The organism is Kluyvera genomosp. 2 (genome assembly GCF_036759865.1).
Taxonomy (GTDB): Bacteria; Pseudomonadota; Gammaproteobacteria; order Enterobacterales; family Enterobacteriaceae; genus Kluyvera; species Kluyvera ascorbata_B.
In genome coordinates this window covers 162,377-180,388 of sequence record NZ_JAPKIA010000010.1, presented here as the reverse complement: position 1 = coordinate 180,388, position 18,012 = coordinate 162,377, and the positions used below count along the sequence as shown (strand labels likewise).

Annotated in this window: 13 protein-coding genes; 12 read left to right on the top strand and 1 reads right to left on the bottom strand. The window is 50.6% G+C overall.

What is annotated here, in order from left to right; genetic code table 11:
* Nucleotides 1-7 precede the first annotated feature (7 nt).
* Genes atpH through V6942_RS13020 form a run of 5 tightly spaced genes read left to right on the top strand, consistent with a single transcriptional unit; the run spans nucleotide 8 to nucleotide 4,857 of the window.
* Nucleotides 8-541 carry a F0F1 ATP synthase subunit delta gene (gene atpH, locus V6942_RS13040; protein ID WP_106930105.1) on the top strand — a complete coding sequence of 178 codons (534 nt, stop codon included), beginning with the start codon at nucleotides 8-10 and terminating at the stop codon, nucleotides 539-541.
* A gap of 12 nt (nucleotides 542-553) precedes the next feature.
* Nucleotides 554-2,095, top strand: a complete 1,542-nt coding sequence (gene atpA, locus V6942_RS13035) for a F0F1 ATP synthase subunit alpha (RefSeq protein WP_106930107.1) — start codon at nucleotides 554-556, stop codon at nucleotides 2,093-2,095.
* Nucleotides 2,096-2,144: 49 nt separating this feature from the next.
* Nucleotides 2,145-3,008, top strand: a complete 864-nt coding sequence (gene atpG, locus V6942_RS13030) for a F0F1 ATP synthase subunit gamma (RefSeq protein ID WP_035893615.1) — start codon at nucleotides 2,145-2,147, stop codon at nucleotides 3,006-3,008.
* Between the two features lie 26 nt (nucleotides 3,009-3,034).
* Complete coding sequence (gene atpD, locus V6942_RS13025; protein ID WP_035893613.1) at nucleotides 3,035-4,417, top strand: F0F1 ATP synthase subunit beta; 1,383 nt, start codon at nucleotides 3,035-3,037, stop codon at nucleotides 4,415-4,417.
* Between the two features lie 20 nt (nucleotides 4,418-4,437).
* On the top strand, nucleotides 4,438-4,857 hold the full coding sequence (locus V6942_RS13020; RefSeq protein ID WP_064540602.1) for a F0F1 ATP synthase subunit epsilon: 420 nt from the start codon (nucleotides 4,438-4,440) through the stop codon (nucleotides 4,855-4,857).
* Nucleotides 4,858-5,369: 512 nt separating this feature from the next.
* On the opposite strand, the gene V6942_RS13015 is transcribed toward V6942_RS13020, so the two are convergent.
* Nucleotides 5,370-7,547: a right-handed parallel beta-helix repeat-containing protein gene (locus V6942_RS13015; RefSeq protein WP_182929744.1), complete on the bottom strand. Its 2,178-nt coding sequence runs from the start codon at nucleotides 7,545-7,547 to the stop codon at nucleotides 5,370-5,372.
* Nucleotides 7,548-7,891: 344 nt separating this feature from the next.
* Here V6942_RS13015 and glmU point away from each other — a divergent pair, with 344 nt between their 5' ends.
* The 7 genes from glmU to pstS all read left to right on the top strand — a co-directional run bounded on the left by glmU (nucleotide 7,892) and on the right by pstS (nucleotide 17,984).
* A complete protein-coding gene (gene glmU, locus V6942_RS13010; RefSeq protein ID WP_106930113.1) occupies nucleotides 7,892-9,262 on the top strand; it encodes a bifunctional UDP-N-acetylglucosamine diphosphorylase/glucosamine-1-phosphate N-acetyltransferase GlmU in 1,371 nt (456 codons plus the stop codon).
* A 180-nt stretch (nucleotides 9,263-9,442) separates the two neighbouring features.
* Nucleotides 9,443-11,272 carry a glutamine--fructose-6-phosphate transaminase (isomerizing) gene (gene glmS / locus V6942_RS13005; RefSeq protein ID WP_106930116.1) on the top strand — a complete coding sequence of 610 codons (1,830 nt, stop codon included), beginning with the start codon at nucleotides 9,443-9,445 and terminating at the stop codon, nucleotides 11,270-11,272.
* Between the two features lie 464 nt (nucleotides 11,273-11,736).
* Nucleotides 11,737-12,309, top strand: coding sequence for a chaperone-usher fimbrial major subunit (locus V6942_RS13000; protein WP_182929746.1), 573 nt, complete (start codon nucleotides 11,737-11,739; stop codon nucleotides 12,307-12,309).
* A 115-nt stretch (nucleotides 12,310-12,424) separates the two neighbouring features.
* Nucleotides 12,425-13,111 carry a fimbrial chaperone gene (locus V6942_RS12995; RefSeq protein WP_333501328.1) on the top strand — a complete coding sequence of 229 codons (687 nt, stop codon included), beginning with the start codon at nucleotides 12,425-12,427 and terminating at the stop codon, nucleotides 13,109-13,111.
* 21 nt (nucleotides 13,112-13,132) lie between these two features.
* Nucleotides 13,133-15,649, top strand: a complete 2,517-nt coding sequence (locus tag V6942_RS12990; RefSeq protein WP_182966628.1) for a fimbria/pilus outer membrane usher protein — start codon at nucleotides 13,133-13,135, stop codon at nucleotides 15,647-15,649.
* On the top strand, nucleotides 15,636-16,703 hold the full coding sequence (locus V6942_RS12985) for a fimbrial protein (protein ID WP_182966630.1): 1,068 nt from the start codon (nucleotides 15,636-15,638) through the stop codon (nucleotides 16,701-16,703). The genes V6942_RS12990 and V6942_RS12985 overlap by 14 nt, the downstream gene beginning before the upstream one ends.
* Before the next feature lie 240 nt (nucleotides 16,704-16,943).
* Nucleotides 16,944-17,984, top strand: a complete 1,041-nt coding sequence (gene pstS, locus V6942_RS12980; RefSeq protein ID WP_106930129.1) for a phosphate ABC transporter substrate-binding protein PstS — start codon at nucleotides 16,944-16,946, stop codon at nucleotides 17,982-17,984.
* The last annotated feature ends 28 nt before the right edge of the window (nucleotides 17,985-18,012 follow it).

The window sequence follows — 18,012 nt, the reverse complement described above, 5'->3', positions numbered from 1 at the left end:
GGGGCTGATGTCTGAATTTGTTACGGTAGCTCGCCCCTACGCCAAAGCAGCTTTTGACTTTGCCGTCGAACACAAAAGCGTAGATCGCTGGCAGGACATGCTGGCGTTTGCCGCCGAAGTGACAAAGAACGAACAAATGGCAGAGCTTCTGTCTGGCGCACTGGCGCCGGAAACGCTCTCTACGTCGTTTATCGCTGTATGCGGTGAGCAACTGGACGAAAACGGCCAGAACCTGATTAAGGTCATGGCTGAAAACGGTCGTCTTAAAGTGCTCCCTGATGTTCTTGAGCAGTTCGTGCATCTGCGCGCCGCGAGTGAAGCTACCTCTGAGGTAGACGTTATCTCCGCCAATGCGTTGAATGAAGAACAGCTCGCGAAAATCACCGCCGCGATGGAAAAACGTCTGTCACGCAAAGTTAAGCTGAATTGCAAAATCGATAAGTCTGTAATGGCAGGCGTTATCATCCGTGCGGGTGATATGGTCATTGACGGTAGCGTACGCGGCCGTCTTGAACGCCTTGCAGACGTCTTGCAGTCTTAAGGGGACTGGAGCATGCAACTGAATTCCACCGAAATCAGCGAACTGATCAAGCAGCGCATTGCTCAGTTCAATGTTGTGAGTGAAGCTCACAACGAAGGTACTATTGTTTCTGTAAGTGACGGTGTTATCCGCATTCACGGCCTGGCCGATTGTATGCAGGGTGAAATGATCTCCCTGCCGGGTAACCGTTACGCTATCGCACTGAACCTGGAGCGCGACTCTGTAGGTGCTGTAGTCATGGGCCCGTACGCTGACCTTGCCGAAGGCATGACCGTCAAGTGTACTGGTCGTATCCTGGAAGTTCCGGTTGGCCGTGGCCTGCTGGGCCGTGTGGTTAACACCCTGGGTGCACCAATCGATGGTAAAGGCGCGCTGGACAACGACGGCTTCTCCGCCGTTGAAGCTATCGCACCAGGCGTAATCGAACGTCAGTCCGTTGATCAGCCAGTTCAGACTGGTTATAAATCCGTTGATGCCATGATCCCAATCGGTCGTGGTCAGCGTGAACTGATCATCGGCGACCGTCAGACCGGTAAAACCGCGCTGGCAATCGACGCCATCATCAACCAACGTGATTCCGGCATCAAGTGCGTCTACGTGGCTATCGGCCAGAAAGCGTCCACCATTTCTAACGTGGTACGTAAACTGGAAGAACACGGCGCGCTGGCTAACACCATCGTTGTTGTGGCAACCGCGTCTGAATCCGCTGCACTGCAATACCTGGCACCGTATGCCGGTTGCGCAATGGGCGAATACTTCCGCGATCGCGGCGAAGATGCGCTGATCATTTACGATGACCTGTCTAAACAGGCTGTCGCATACCGTCAGATCTCCCTGCTGCTTCGTCGTCCACCAGGACGTGAAGCATTCCCGGGCGACGTATTCTACCTCCACTCCCGTCTGCTGGAGCGTGCTGCGCGTGTTAACGCCGAATACGTTGAAGCCTTCACCAAAGGTGAAGTGAAAGGGAAAACCGGTTCACTGACCGCTCTGCCGATTATCGAAACCCAAGCGGGTGACGTTTCTGCGTTCGTTCCGACCAACGTAATTTCCATTACCGATGGTCAGATCTTCCTGGAAACCAACCTGTTTAACGCCGGTATTCGTCCTGCGGTTAACCCGGGTATCTCCGTATCCCGTGTAGGTGGTGCAGCACAGACCAAGATCATGAAGAAACTGTCCGGTGGTATCCGTACCGCGCTGGCACAGTATCGTGAACTGGCAGCGTTCTCCCAGTTCGCCTCTGACCTTGACGATGCAACCCGTAAGCAGCTGGACCACGGTCAGAAAGTAACTGAACTGCTGAAACAGAAACAGTATGCGCCGATGTCCGTCGCGCAGCAGTCTCTGGTTCTGTACGCAGCAGAACGTGGTTATCTGGCGGATGTTGAACTGGCGAAAATCGGTAGCTTCGAAGCCGCTCTGCTGGCTTACGTTGACCGTGATCACGCTCCGTTGATGCAAGAGATCAACCAGTCTGGTGGCTATAACGACGAAATCGAAGGCAAGCTGAAAGGCATCCTCGATTCCTTCAAAGCAACCCAATCCTGGTAAAGTCTGACGGCCTGTCTTAGGGCAGGCCGTAGGCATTGAGGAGAAGCTCATGGCCGGCGCAAAAGAGATACGTAGTAAGATCGCAAGCGTCCAGAACACGCAAAAGATCACTAAAGCGATGGAGATGGTCGCCGCTTCCAAAATGCGTAAATCGCAGGATCGCATGGCGGCCAGCCGTCCTTATGCAGATACCATGCGCAAAGTGATTGGTCACCTTGCGAACGGTAATCTGGAATATAAGCACCCATACCTGGAAGAACGCGACGTTAAGCGCGTGGGCTACCTGGTGGTGTCTACCGACCGTGGTCTGTGCGGTGGCTTGAACATTAACCTGTTCAAGAAACTGCTGGCGGATATGAAGGCATGGACCGAGAAAGGCGTTCAGTGCGACCTCGCAATGATCGGCTCGAAAGGTGTGTCCTTCTTTAATTCCGTAGGTGGCAACATTGTCGCTCAGGTAACCGGTATGGGCGATAAACCTGCCCTGTCCGAACTTATCGGTCCGGTAAAAGTGATGTTGCAGGCCTACGACGAAGGTCGTCTGGACAAGCTTTATATTGTCAGCAACAAATTTATTAACACCATGTCTCAGGTGCCGACGATCACCCAACTGCTGCCGTTACCGGCTTCAGAAGATGATGATCTGAAACGTAAAACCTGGGATTACCTGTACGAACCCGATCCGAAAGCGCTGCTGGATACCCTCCTGCGTCGCTATGTCGAATCTCAGGTCTATCAGGGCGTGGTAGAAAACCTGGCCAGCGAGCAGGCCGCACGTATGGTGGCGATGAAAGCCGCGACCGACAATGGCGGCAGCCTGATTAAAGAGCTGCAGTTGGTATACAACAAAGCTCGACAGGCCAGCATTACTCAGGAACTCACCGAGATCGTCGGTGGTGCATCCGCGGTATAACCAGGTTAATTCGTAGAGGATTCAAGATGGCTACTGGAAAAATTGTCCAGGTAATCGGCGCCGTAGTTGACGTCGAATTCCCTCAGGATGCCGTACCGCGCGTGTACGAAGCTCTTGAGGTGCAGAATGGTAATGAAGTTCTGGTGCTGGAAGTTCAGCAGCAGCTCGGCGGCGGTATCGTACGTACCATCGCTATGGGTTCTTCCGACGGTCTGCGTCGCGGTCTGGATGTTAAAGACCTTGAGCACCCGATCGAAGTTCCGGTAGGTAAAGCAACACTGGGTCGTATCATGAACGTTCTGGGTCAGCCAGTAGACATGAAAGGCGACATCGGTGAAGAAGAGCGTTGGGCTATCCACCGCGCAGCACCTTCCTACGAAGAGCTGTCCAGCTCTCAGGAACTGCTGGAAACCGGTATCAAAGTTATCGACCTGATGTGTCCGTTCGCGAAGGGCGGTAAAGTCGGTCTGTTCGGCGGTGCGGGTGTAGGTAAAACCGTAAACATGATGGAGCTGATCCGTAACATCGCGATCGAGCACTCCGGTTACTCCGTGTTTGCGGGCGTAGGTGAACGTACTCGTGAGGGTAACGACTTCTACCACGAAATGACCGACTCCAACGTTATCGATAAAGTATCCCTGGTATATGGCCAGATGAACGAGCCACCGGGAAACCGTCTGCGCGTTGCTCTGACCGGTCTGACCATGGCTGAGAAATTCCGTGACGAAGGTCGTGACGTACTGCTGTTCGTCGATAACATCTATCGTTACACCCTGGCCGGTACTGAAGTATCTGCACTGCTGGGTCGTATGCCTTCAGCGGTAGGTTACCAGCCGACTCTGGCGGAAGAGATGGGCGTTCTGCAGGAACGTATCACCTCCACCAAGACCGGTTCTATCACCTCCGTACAGGCAGTATACGTACCTGCGGATGACTTAACTGACCCATCCCCAGCAACGACCTTTGCGCACTTAGATGCAACCGTCGTACTGAGCCGTCAGATCGCTTCCCTGGGTATCTACCCTGCGGTTGACCCGCTGGACTCCACCAGCCGTCAGCTGGATCCGCTGGTTGTTGGTCAGGAACACTACGACACCGCTCGTGGCGTTCAGTCCATCCTGCAGCGTTATCAGGAACTGAAAGACATCATCGCCATCCTGGGTATGGATGAACTGTCTGAAGAAGACAAACTGGTGGTAGCACGCGCACGTAAAATTCAGCGCTTCCTGTCCCAGCCGTTCTTCGTAGCAGAAGTATTCACCGGTTCTCCGGGTAAATACGTTTCGCTGAAAGACACCATCCGTGGCTTTAAAGGCATCATGGACGGCGAATACGATCACCTGCCGGAGCAGGCGTTCTACATGGTCGGTTCCATTGACGAAGCAGTGGAAAAAGCCAAAAAACTTTAACGCCTTAATCGGAGGGTGATATGGCAATGACTTACCACCTGGACGTCGTCAGCGCAGAGCAACAAATGTTCTCTGGTCTGGTCGAGAAAATCCAGGTAACGGGTAGCGAAGGTGAGCTGGGTATTTACCCGGGCCACGCCCCGCTGCTCACCGCCATTAAGCCTGGTATGATTCGCATCGTTAAACAGCACGGTCACGAAGAGTTTATCTATCTGTCCGGCGGCATTCTTGAAGTGCAGTCTGGCACCGTGACCGTTCTGGCTGATACCGCGATTCGCGGTCAGGACCTCGACGAAGCGCGAGCTCTGGAAGCGAAACGTAAGGCCGAAGAGCACATTAAGAGCTCTCATGGTGACGTGGATTACGCTCAGGCGTCTGCGGAACTGGCCAAAGCGATCGCTAAACTGCGCGTTATCGAGTTGACCAAAAAAGCGATGTAACACCGGCTTGAAAGTCAAAAAGCCAGTCTGGTTTCCAGACTGGCTTTTTTTATGTCTTGTTTTAATTTAAATGAAACTGAAAAGGTATTTTAAATATTTTGTGATTAAGGTCACAAAACTGTTGATCGAAAAAATCTGGAGGAGTAGACTTCGTTTTGTGAGTTGAGTCACAAAAAATATCACTACTATCGCAGGATAAAAATCATGAAACTGATCAACAAAATCATCGCTCTCTTCAGCTCTATGAACATCTCTTTCGGTACTTTCAACCTGTAAGGTTGATGACCGCACTGACCGCCTCACCTGTAGGTCAGATGCCGTTCTGTTAAGCGCTGTACCGCTAACGAAAACCACAACACACGCGGTGTAAACAGAACCCAAAACGAAGAAGGTCGCCTCACGGCGACCTTTGTATTTTGTAGGCCGGATAAGCCGTTTACACCATCAACCGGCAATGTGCTCGCGGCATACCTGATGGCGCTGCGCTTACCAGGCCTACATGACAGACCACATTAATCCTTAGTCAGGAAATTCCCGGTATCAAAACTGCCGTCCGCATTACGCTTCAGCGGCTGCGGTAATGACAGCGACTGGAAGTCTTCCGCGCGCAGTTCCTTCCCTTCGGTATTCACGCTTTTACCCTGCTCGATAAAGTAGTTGGTGGCATCGATATTACCGACAACGGCATCATCGTATTTCCCCGGCTGGCTGCGCAGCGAAATGTTGTCGCTGAACACGCCCTGGGTGGCGGGATCGCCGTAAGGACTCGGGCGGAAGATAAAGTTGAAGCGCTGGTTATCGACCGCAACGTTGTTGACGACCACCAGCTTGCCCGGGTTGAAGTTATCGGTGAAGCCATCGAGATGGTTGCCAACCGCAATACTATTGCGGATCTCATGGGCGACCGGCTGGCCTTCGCCGCCTAGCTTAAAGCCATTGCTGGTATTATTACGGGCGATGGAGTTTTCAATCACGACCACGCCGTTGGCACCGTCTTCAATCTTGTTGAACAGGTCGTACCCATCGTCAATGTTATCATGGGAATAGCAGCCTTCCAGTCGGTTACCCTCACCCACGCGCATCTTCACGGCGAAGCCGTCGGCGTTAATCTTACCCGGGTCTTCGTTGCTATAAGACTCGGAATTCACCACCCGGTTGTAGCTGGCCCACAGCGGGCGACCAATCTTATCTGCCGAAGATATCTGAATCCCGGTATCGTCATTACGGTAAGCGGTGACGTTTTCAATCAGGTTGTGGCTCCCCTGAATACGCAGACTCTTATCGGTGATATCGATACCGCGCAGCGTCCAGTAGTGGCCGTCCAGCAGCATACCGTGGATAACCGCCTTTCCGGATGCCTCTAGCGTTTTATGGCCGTTTTCAAGGCCGCTAGCAGACAGCGGAATATCGGTCTTCGGGTAATCACCCGCAGCGAGCACAATTTTTCCGCCCGGTGGCACTAGCTCAATTGCCGTTTTCAAATCTAATGGCGAACCCTCAGTGCCTTTGGCGTCGGCCTTGCCGTCTGCTGCCGCATACAGCGTGGTAGCCGTAATGCCTTTTTCCTGGCTTACGGTCAGCTGCTGCTCAACCGGTGAACGATCTTTTCCGCTGGTGGGGGTGAAGCTAATCTGGAACGTATTGTTGTCTTTCAGCCGAGCCGGCAGGGTGAACATTTCGCCAGCTTTAACCGCTTTATTCTCCCCGATCACCACTTCATTTTGCCGTACGGTGAACTGCCCGTCGTAGTTAGCACGTGCCTGGAGGGTATACGTTGGCGTCTGACTCTTACTGCCAGAGGCTATCTGCATTACCACCGGCCACGATTTGGCGACGAAAGGTTTAGAGGCGACGGTTTGGGCCGCTGAGGTGGTTAATGACGCGTTGCTGACGGTAATCCTGGCATTACGTGATGCAAAGAAGCCGACGTAATATTGTTGCTTATCCTGAACGGAAATGAGATCGGCATGTGGTACGCGTTCGCTCACCCACTCTTCGCTATTGGCTGGAGCCCAGGCGGTGATGAAGCCGTCGTTGGTGCGTTCGAGCTTGAGGCGGAAGGTTGGTGATTGGTGAAGATCGATCCCCTCTTTATAGCTGACCTTTTTGATCTCAGAACCGGCGTTGCCCCACGGTTGAGTAATACCGTTACGTGCAATCGCCTGGAGCTTCACGCGGTAATCATCCTTTTTATCCTGCGTCATGATGGCGTTCATCACCATATTTGACGCAGCGGGGAACTCTTCATAGCCTTCTTTCAGCGGCTCCTGGCGCGGAATACCGATGATATCGCGCACCAGCAGGCCTGCGCCTTCCTGTGCTGCTGGCCTGGCGCCATTTTCCGGACCGAACTGATCCACGGTGACCGTTGCCGAAAGAACAAAGTTCTTATCGGTAGGCAGTGTGGTGTAGAAGAAGGTCAGGCCATCATGAGAGTTGGCGATTTTTCCGCCGCGGCTTTCAATGGTGATGGGTTTACTGAGATCGGCAATTTGCTGTGGTGTCAGCGTCTTACCGTCGATGGTAACGTTATTCACGCCCACTTTCTCCGCCAGTACGTTGGAGGAGAAGTTGACGTCGGTGGACTGCCCAAAAGCGATCGCTTTCCATTGCTGGGGCGTCTGGGCCTGCGCGGAGAGAGAGAGCGCTGCGCTACAGAGGGTAAGAGCCAGAGGTATCTTCTTGTTCATATTATCTTCCTGAATGGTTGAGCGCCGTAATTATCACCAAATCAAAACGCTGTTTCTTTTTTGTTCGTCACAATAATGAGTAAATAAAACGCTGTTTTAATTAGACGCGTTCTTTATTCAGGTGGCAAAAAAACAGGATAAGCAGTGAGATAGCGTAGAATCAGACTGTTGGTCTGATTTCTTACAAGACAAATGGATTTGATATGGACGAAAATAAGGAAAGAAAAACAGTGCTAAAGGGAATGTTGAACGTTTTATCGGCAGGCCATTTCATGCTGCAAAATATGTAGAATTTTCAACGATAACCCGGTTTACTTCATACTTAATCTACAGACAGGATACCTATGTCTAACCGTACCATGAGCGTTGTGATCCTTGCCGCTGGCAAAGGCACACGCATGTATTCCGAACTTCCGAAAGTGCTGCACACCCTGGCGGGAAAACCCATGGTGCAGCATGTCATTGACGCCGCTAACCATGTCGGCGCGAACCAGGTGCACCTGGTGTACGGCCACGGTGGCGATTTACTGAAGCAAACCTTAACGGAAGGTAACCTGAACTGGGTGCTTCAGGCTGAACAGCTGGGTACCGGCCACGCCATGCAGCAGGCGGCACCGTTCTTTGCTGATGACGAAGATATTCTGATGCTGTACGGCGATGTGCCGCTGATCTCGGTGGAAACGCTGCAGCGCCTGCGTGAAGCGAAGCCGCAGGGCGGCATTGGTCTGCTGACGGTCGTGCTCGACGATCCAACCGGCTATGGCCGTATTACCCGCGAAAACGGCAAAGTTTCTGGCATCGTGGAGCAGAAAGATGCGAGTGAAGAGCAGCGCCAGATTCGTGAAATTAACACCGGCATTCTGATTGCGAACGGTGCCGATCTCAAACGCTGGCTGGCGAAGCTCGACAACAACAACGCGCAGGGCGAGTTCTATATCACCGATATTATCGCGATGGCGTACCACGAAGGGCGTGAGATTGCAGCGGTTCATCCGGCGCGTATCAGTGAAACCGACGGCGTGAATAACCGCCTGCAGCTGTCACGTCTTGAGCGTATTTATCAGTCCGAACAGGCAGAAAAATTGCTGCTGGCAGGCGTGATGCTGCGCGATCCCGCGCGCTTCGACCTGCGCGGCACGCTTACGCATGGTCGCGATGTTGAGATTGATACTAACGTTATTCTTGAAGGCAACGTCGTGCTGGGCAACCGCGTCAAAATCGGTACCGGCTGCGTCATTAAAAACAGTACCATCGGTGATGGCTGCGAAATTAGTCCATACAGCGTTGTAGAAGATGCCGTTCTCGAGGCGGCCTGTACTATCGGGCCGTTTGCTCGTCTGCGTCCCGGCGCTGAGCTGCTGGAAGGGGCACACGTCGGTAACTTTGTCGAAATGAAAAAAGCGCGTCTGGGCAAGGGCTCGAAGGCCGGTCATCTGACTTACCTCGGCGACGCGGAAATTGGCGACAACGTTAACATCGGCGCAGGGACTATCACCTGCAATTATGATGGTGCGAACAAGTTTAAAACCATTATCGGCGATGACGTGTTCGTCGGTTCCGACAGCCAGCTGGTGGCACCGGTCACCATCGGTAACGGCGTGACCATCGCCGCAGGAACCACGGTTACCCGTAATGTGGCCGATAATGAGCTGGTGCTGAGCCGCGTACCGCAGGTACACAAGCAAGGCTGGCAGCGTCCGGTGAAGAAGAAGTAGTTTTTTGTAGGCCTGATAAGGCGTAGCCGCTATCAGGCTGACAGGGGCGAGGCGATAACATAATCTCCCGCCCAACATGCAGTACCTATAAAAATAACCCCATTCTCTACAAGGCTCGGGGCGCCCGGTATACGGGCAACAGGTTGACCGACAACGCGTAAAAAATCGGAACATAAAACTATGTGTGGAATTGTTGGCGCAGTCGCGCAACGTGATGTAGCTGAAATCCTTCTTGAAGGGCTTCGTCGTCTGGAATACCGCGGATATGACTCTGCCGGTCTGGCCGTCGTCGATGGGCAAGGGCATATGACCCGCCTGCGCCGCCTGGGCAAAGTCCAGATGCTGGCACAGGCTGCGGAAGAGCACCCGCTGCCAGGCGGCACCGGTATCGCTCACACCCGCTGGGCAACGCATGGTGAACCTTCAGAAGGCAATGCGCACCCGCATGTGTCTGATCACATTGCGGTGGTGCATAACGGCATCATCGAAAACCACGAACCGCTGCGTGAAATGCTGCAAGCACGCGGCTATGTCTTCGTTTCAGCGACCGACACCGAAGTGATTGCTCACCTGGTGCACTGGGAAATGGAACAGGGCGGTACATTACGTGAAGCCGTGCTGCGCGCGATTCCGCAGCTGCGCGGAGCGTACGGTACGGTGATCATGGATTCTCGCGATCCGAGCACGCTGCTGGCAGCGCGTTCCGGCAGTCCTTTGGTTATCGGTCTGGGCATGGGCGAGAACTTTATCGCTTCTGACCAATTAGCGCTGCTGCCGGTCACCCGTCGCTTTATCTTCCTGGAAGAGGGCGATATCGCGGAGGTTACCCGTCGTACCGTGGCCATTTTCGATAAGACTGGCGCGGAAGTGAAGCGTCAGGATATTGAATCCAACGTGCAGTATGATGCGGGTGATAAAGGCATCTACCGCCACTACATGCAAAAAGAGATCTACGAGCAGCCGAACGCGATCAAAAACACCTTAACCGGGCGTATCAGCCACGGTCAGGTGGATCTGAGCGAGCTGGGGCCAGAGGCCGATGCGCTGCTCGCTAAGGTTGAGCACATTCAGATTATCGCCTGCGGAACGTCCTATAACTCGGGCATGGTCGCGCGCTACTGGTTTGAATCGCTGGCCGGTATGCCGTGCGATGTCGAAATCGCCTCTGAATTCCGCTACCGCAAATCAGCCGTGCGCCCGAATAGCCTGGTGATCACCCTGTCGCAGTCCGGAGAAACCGCCGATACGCTGGCAGGCCTGCGTCTGACCAAGGAGCTGGGTTACCTGGGCTCGCTGGCGATTTGTAACGTGGCGGGTTCGTCGTTGGTGCGCGAGTCGGATTTGTCGATCATGACCAAGGCCGGTGCGGAAATTGGCGTCGCGTCGACCAAAGCATTCACCACTCAGCTGACCGTTTTGCTGCTGCTGGTGGCGAAAATGGCGCGTCTGAAAGGTCAGGATGCGTCCGTTGAGCACGATATCGTCCACGGTTTGCAGGCGCTGCCGAGCCGTATTGAGCAGATGCTCTCGCAGGATAAACGCATTGAAGCGCTGGCAGAAGATTTCTCTGACAAGCATCACGCGCTGTTCCTGGGCCGCGGCGATCAGTACCCCATCGCACTGGAAGGGGCATTGAAGCTGAAAGAGATCTCCTACATTCACGCAGAAGCGTATGCGGCGGGTGAACTGAAGCACGGCCCGCTGGCGCTGATTGACGCCGATATGCCGGTGATTGTTGTCGCGCCGAACAACGAGCTGCTGGAGAAACTGAAATCCAACATCGAAGAAGTGCGCGCGCGCGGCGGTGAGCTGTATGTCTTCGCCGATCAGGATGCGGCGTTCAGCAACAGCGATAACATGCATATCATCGAACTGCCGCACGTCGAAGAGGTGATTGCGCCTATCTTCTACACCGTGCCGCTGCAGCTGCTGTCTTACCACGTGGCGCTGATTAAGGGCACCGATGTGGATCAGCCGCGTAACCTGGCGAAATCGGTGACAGTCGAATAAGGTATTACTCTCTGGTAAAAAAGGCCGCATAGCGGCCTTTTTTTATCGGTGACATGGCACAATAATCGTGTGATTTTTCGTTCGAAACTTAACCATGGCACAAAATGCAAATAAAATAGCGGAATAATGATTATTCTATTTTTATTTTTTTTGATATTGATTTCTTTAGCGTTATTTTAACTCCGGTATAAATTTATTCTGAATTATCATGCATTTTATGCAAAAATCTTAATGTATGTGTATAATTTAAGTATGTTATATATATATTTTGTTTTTGATTTTTGCGTGTGATATTGAAATATTACAATAATTCCATCGAGATAAATAAATTTTCATTCTGGAAATTAATTTATTTATCTTGTGACTAATTCGACTCCAGATGTATCATCCTCCTGCAATTAAACCTCTATGTATATTATCGATAAAAATAGTGGTTATTATAATCAATGTTTATGGAGTCTAAAATGAAAGGAAAATTAACGGCTATTTCTTTAGCATTGTCCTCAGTATTTTTTGTCGGACATGCGATGGCCTCTGATGGTACCGTCCACTTTCGTGGTGAAGTGATTGACAGTACGTGTGAAGTGACCGCAGATACCAAAGATCAGAGTGTCGACTTAGGTAAAGTAAACCGTACTGCATTCACCGGTGCAGGTTCTACCGCCGCGCCGACGGCTTTCCATATTGACCTGGAGAAATGCCCGGATACATATACCAAAGCGGGCGTTCGTTTCGATGGCACAGAAGCCTCTGATGGTAATGGCGACCTGGCTATTGGCGATCCGCTGAATACGACAACTCCTGGTGATTATACCGGTACTGAACCTGCACCGATTACCGCAACAGGTGTTGCCATCCGTATCTATAACAAAGCTGATAACTCTCAGGTTAAGCTGTATACAAAATCAGCGGAAACCCCGATTGTTGCGACTAAAGCGTCTATGCAGTTTGTTGCTCGTTATATTGCCACTTCTGCGACAGTGACTGCCGGTACCGCTAACGCCGATTCCCAGTTCACCGTTGAATATGTGAAGTAATACCAAGAGTCATTCGTTTCAATTGAATATTCATTGTTAATTAAATGGCGCTCGTTATTGTGCTATTGCTTTTTCTTTGTTATAGCGAGCGTCTTTTTTATTTCTGGATACATGTATGCCTGGTCATTATTTTAAAATAGTTCTGTTTATGGTCTTTTCATTTTATTCATCGGTGTCTTTTTCAGGTATCGTTGTTGGAGGCACGCGAGTTATTTTTCCAGGTAATGCACCCGATGCAACGATATCTATTTATAATAAAGAATCTAAGCTCCCTTATTTAATTCAGTCGTGGGTCGATCCATTTGACAAAAATGATAAGAGCAAACCGCCCTTTACGACAATTCCTCCTGTGTCGCGACTTGAGGCTGGGCAAGAAAAAATATTACGTATTATTAAAACAGAGGGCAATCTTCCTACCGATCGTGAATCTGTTTTTTGGTTTAATGTTAAAAATATTCCCCCGTCAACGAATAAAAAAGAGGGGAGCTCTCTTGAAATTGCTATTAAAACACGAATTAAGCTTTTCTGGCGTCCCGCGTCGATAACCATTACGCCGGAAAAGGCAGTAGCCAAAGTATCCTGGCAGCGTCAGGGAAATAAACTGATGGTGAATAATCCAACGCCTATTCATATCAATGTGATGAGCGTAATTGTTGACGGAAAAGATATCACCTTAAATATGATTAAACCGTTTGAAACGATAGCCCTGGACATTCCTGAAGGGACTGCTGGGCGTTCGTTGGTATGGCAATTTATTAATGATTATGGCGCGATCAGCGATCCGATAAAAAGGGCCCTTTAACTACCCGACAAGGACGTCACGATGATTGATTCAGGTCGTTATTTCATACTGGTTTCCGGCGTTTTTATGAGCGCTACTTTTCAGAGTATGGCGCAAGATTCATTATTTAACCCGAATCTTCTGGAGATCGATCACCCGGTTAATGTCGATATCCGTCAGTTTAACCGCTCAAATGCGCTTCCTCCTGGTAATTATAAGGTTGATGTAATCGTTAACGGTCGTTTTTTTGAACGACAGGATATTAAATTTATTCAGGATTCACCGGAAGGGGAGCTTCACCCCTGCTTTATTGCCATAAAGGATGTTTTATCTTCCTATGGTGTAAAAGTTAATGCGCTGAAGGAACTGAATGAAGCTGATAGTGAAGCGTGTATCAATCCGGTTCCCTTGATCGATGGCTCATCGTGGTTTTTTGATGCTAACAAACTGGCGTTGAATATTTCTGTTCCACAAATTTATCTGGATAGTTCGGCGGCTGATTATATCAGCCCCTCCCGCTGGGATCAGGGGATTAATGCGCTGATGGTTAACTATGATTTCTCCGGAGCACACACATTAAAATCCAATTATGACTCCTCTGAGGATGACAGCTATTACCTCAACTTACGCAACGGTTTGAATATCGGTGCCTGGCGGCTACGTAACTACAGCACCTTAAACGCGACGGAAAACAGTACTGAATACCACTCTATCAGTAGCTACGTTCAGCGAGATATTGCCGCGCTGCGTAGCCAGATTATGCTGGGTGATACCTGGACGGCGAGTGATGTTTTTGACAGCACGCAAATCCGCGGGGCGAGGTTGTATACCGACGATGATATGTTGCCATCCAGCCAGAATGGCTTTGCGCCAATAGTTCGTGGTATCGCTAAAAGCAATGCGACGGTGATTATCCGGCAGAATAATTACGTTATCTATCAGTCGGCAGTGCCGCAAGGTGCGTTTGAAATCACCGATCTGAATACCACCAGCGGTGGTGGCGACCTTGAGGTGACTATCAAAGAAGAGGATGGCAGCGAGCAGCATTTCACTCAGCCCTATGCTTCACTGGCCATTCTTAAGCGCGAAGGACAAACCGATGTGGACATTAGCGTCGGTGAAATGCGCGATGAGAGCGGTTTTACCCCCAACGTGCTACAGGCTCAGGTTCTTCATGGTTTGCCATGGGGCCTGACGCTGTATGGCGGCACGCAGATAGCGAATGATTATGCTTCTGCGGCGATGGGGATGGGTAAAGATATGGGCTCGCTCGGTGCGCTGTCATTGGATGTGACTCACGCGCATGCCAATTTTGACGATGGCGATGATGAAACCGGGCAATCTTATCGCTTTCTCTATTCTAAGCGTTTCGATGAAACCGATACGAATTTCCGTCTGGTTGGATACCGTTACTCCACGGAAGGATATTACACGCTCAATGAATGGGCATCCCGGCAGAATAATGATGAAGATTTCTGGATGACCGGCAACCGACGTAGCCGGATTGAGGGGACGTGGTCGCAATCTTTTGCCCGGGGCTACGGTAATATTTACCTGACGGTGAGCCGGCAGCAGTACTGGAAAACGGATAACGTCGAGCGGCTGGTTCAATTTGGTTATGCCAATACCTGGCGGCGTATTTCATGGAACGTTTCCTGGAACTATACCGATTCTGCCAATAGTTATACGGGTAGCGAGTCTAATGATAATGAGAACGACCATGAGCATATTTTTATGCTGTCGGTTTCGGTACCGCTTTCCGGCTGGCTGGAGAACAGTTACGTCAATTATTCGCTGACGCAAAACAATCATAATGACAGCACGATGCAGGTCGGATTGGGCGGTACCGCGCTGGAAGATCATAACCTTGCCTATAACGTTCAGGAATCATGGGTTAGCGATCCGCAAGACAGCTATAGCAGTAACGCCAGCCTGAGCTATGACGGTACCTATGGCTCAGTTAACGGTAGCTATGCCTATAGTCAGGATTCACAGCGCCTTAACTACGGGGTTCGCGGCGGTATTCTGGTTCACAGCGGCGGCATCACTTTTTCGCAAGAGCTAGGGGAAACGGTGGCATTGGTTGAAGCACCGGGGGCAGATGGCCTCTCAGTGGAGAACGCCACCGGCGTATCCACCGACTGGCGAGGCTATACGGTAAAAACGCAAATGAATCCGTATGATGAAAACCGGGTGGCGATCAACAGCAATTATTTCTCGCGCGCTAATGTCGAACTGGAAAATACCGTTGTCAATCTGGTACCGACGCGCGGCGCTGTGGTGAAAGCGACGTTTGTCACTCATGTTGGTTATCGTGTGTTGTTTACGGTAACGATGCCAGATGGTAAACCCGCGCCATTTGGCGCTATGGCCTCGGCGGATCTGGAGTCCGGCACGGTAACGGGGATTGTAGGTGATAATGGTGAGCTTTATTTATCCGGAATGCCGGCAGAAGGTCATTTTACGATTACGGGTAATCTTGGCACCTGTTCTGCACATTACCATTTTTCTGAACCGAAAGATAATGAACTGATTCAGGTTAAAGTTGGCTGCAAATAAAAAGGATATTAATTTGAGACTGGTTATCTGTTTTATATTTCTCACGTCTGCTATTTTTTGCAAAAATATATTAGCCGCCGACGTTTATTGTGAGGCAGATGGTGGAACGCATCATAGTATATTAACATTCCCCAATAAAACAATTAGTGCAACTCAAAATAAAAGTGGGCAAACATTTGAGCAGCATGTTGATAATGGAAATAGGTATCATGGGTTTTGCTACTGTACTAGTAATTTTAACTATGTTTATTATACTGCCGTGGAAAATTCCTCGTTAGCTAAATCAGGTGTGCGGAGTAATATACAATATTATAATCTTAATGAACATTTGGATGTGGGGATCTCCATCGCTATTCTCGGTAGAGGTTATATTAATGTTCCTTTTTCCAATCAACCTAACAATCCTGATGGCAAAAACACATGTACAGATAATAAAAAAATAGCGACTTTTGATAGTGGGTCAGATGCGATTATTTATTTTTATGTCAAGGAGCCATTTATTGGAAAAGTGACTATTCCAACTATGTTAATGGCTTCTTTGTATGGTAAAACGAACGCCACTGGTGCAGATAGTCCCACTGCGTTAGCCGATGTCTATATCCAGGGGGATATCACCGCTCCACAGGAGTGTGAAGTTAACGGTGGGCAAGTGATTGAAGTCAATTTTGAAAAAATACCGGCTTCTGAATTTTCGTCAACGCCGGGTTCGGCGATAACCAGCCGTAAAATTCCGATCAAAGCATCGGTGAAGTGTACGGGAATGGCGGCTGGGCAAGATGTTGAAGTTTCGCTACATGCGACGCAGACGGCGGCATCGCCCACAATGTTACAGACATCAAACGACGATGTTGGAATCAAGATTTATGATGAATACGATAAAGAAGTTGATGTGAACGGCGGGCGCATGGAAACAGATATGGGAAAACGTTCGCGTTTGGGTGAAGAAGATGGCGAGTTCAATTTCTCTGCCGCGCCCGGTAGCGCCACCGGCGCCAGGCCAAAACCCGGTACCTTTAACGCCAATGCCACGATCATCATGGAAATTAAAAACTAACGTCTTCAAGCACAACGGCTGTTTATGACAGCCGTTGTCATATTTGCCATTCTGAACCCGTCTTATTCAAAAAAAACAAGAATCTACGTGAATTATTTTTCATAATTATCAATTAGTTATGTTTTACGTGTTTGCTGTCATTAAACTGTCATAAACCTTACATATAACTGTCACCTGTTTGTCCTATTTTGCTCATCGTAGCCACTAAACAACGATTTACGAATTCTTGCAGGAGACATTATGAAAGTTATGCGTACCACTGTCGCAACTGTTGTCGCCGCGACCTTATCGATGAGCGCTTTCTCTGCCTTTGCAGCAGCAAGCCTGACGGGCGCGGGTGCAACTTTCCCTGCGCCGGTGTATGCCAAATGGGCGGATACCTACCAGAAAGAAACCGGTAATAAAGTCAATTACCAGGGTATCGGCTCCTCCGGTGGCGTAAAACAAATTACCGCTAACACCGTGGATTTCGGCGCATCTGATGCTCCGCTGTCTGACGAAAAACTGGCGCAGGAAGGCCTGTTCCAGTTCCCGACCGTGATCGGCGGTGTGGTGCTGGCCGTTAATATCCCTGGCCTGAAATCCGGCGAGCTGGTGCTCGACGGTAAAACGCTGGGCGACATCTACCTGGGTAAAATTAAGAAGTGGGATGACGAAGCCATCACCAAACTGAACCCGGGCGTGAAGCTGCCTTCTCAGAATATCGCCGTGGTCCGTCGTGCTGACGGTTCCGGCACCTCCTTCGTCTTCACCAGCTACCTGGCGAAAGTGAACGAAGAGTGGAAATCCAAAATTGGCGCGGGCTCTACCGTTAACTGGCCGACCGGTCTGGGCGGTAAAGGTAACGACGGTATTGCGGCGTTCGTACAGCGTCTGCCGGGCTCCATCGGCTATGTTGAATACGCGTATGCTAAGCAGAATAACCTGGCTTACACCAAGCTGGTTTCTGCTGATGGCAAACCGGTTAGCCCAACCGAAGACAACTTCGCTAACGCCGCTAAAGGCGTTGACTGGAGCAAAACCTTCGCGCAGGACCTGACCAACCAGAAAGGTGATAACGCGTGGCCGATTACCTCCACCACCTTTATCCTGGTCCACAAAGAGCAGAAGAAACCAGAGCAGGGCGCTGAAGTGCTGAAGTTCTTTGACTGGGCGTACAAAAACGGCGGCAAACAGGCTAACGAACTGGATTATGCCTCTCTGCCGGAAAGCGTGGTTGAGCAGGTTCGTGCTGCATGGAAAACCAACGTAAAAGACAGCAGCGGTAAAGCGCTGTACTGATGACGGTCGCCCGGCGGCAACGCCGGGC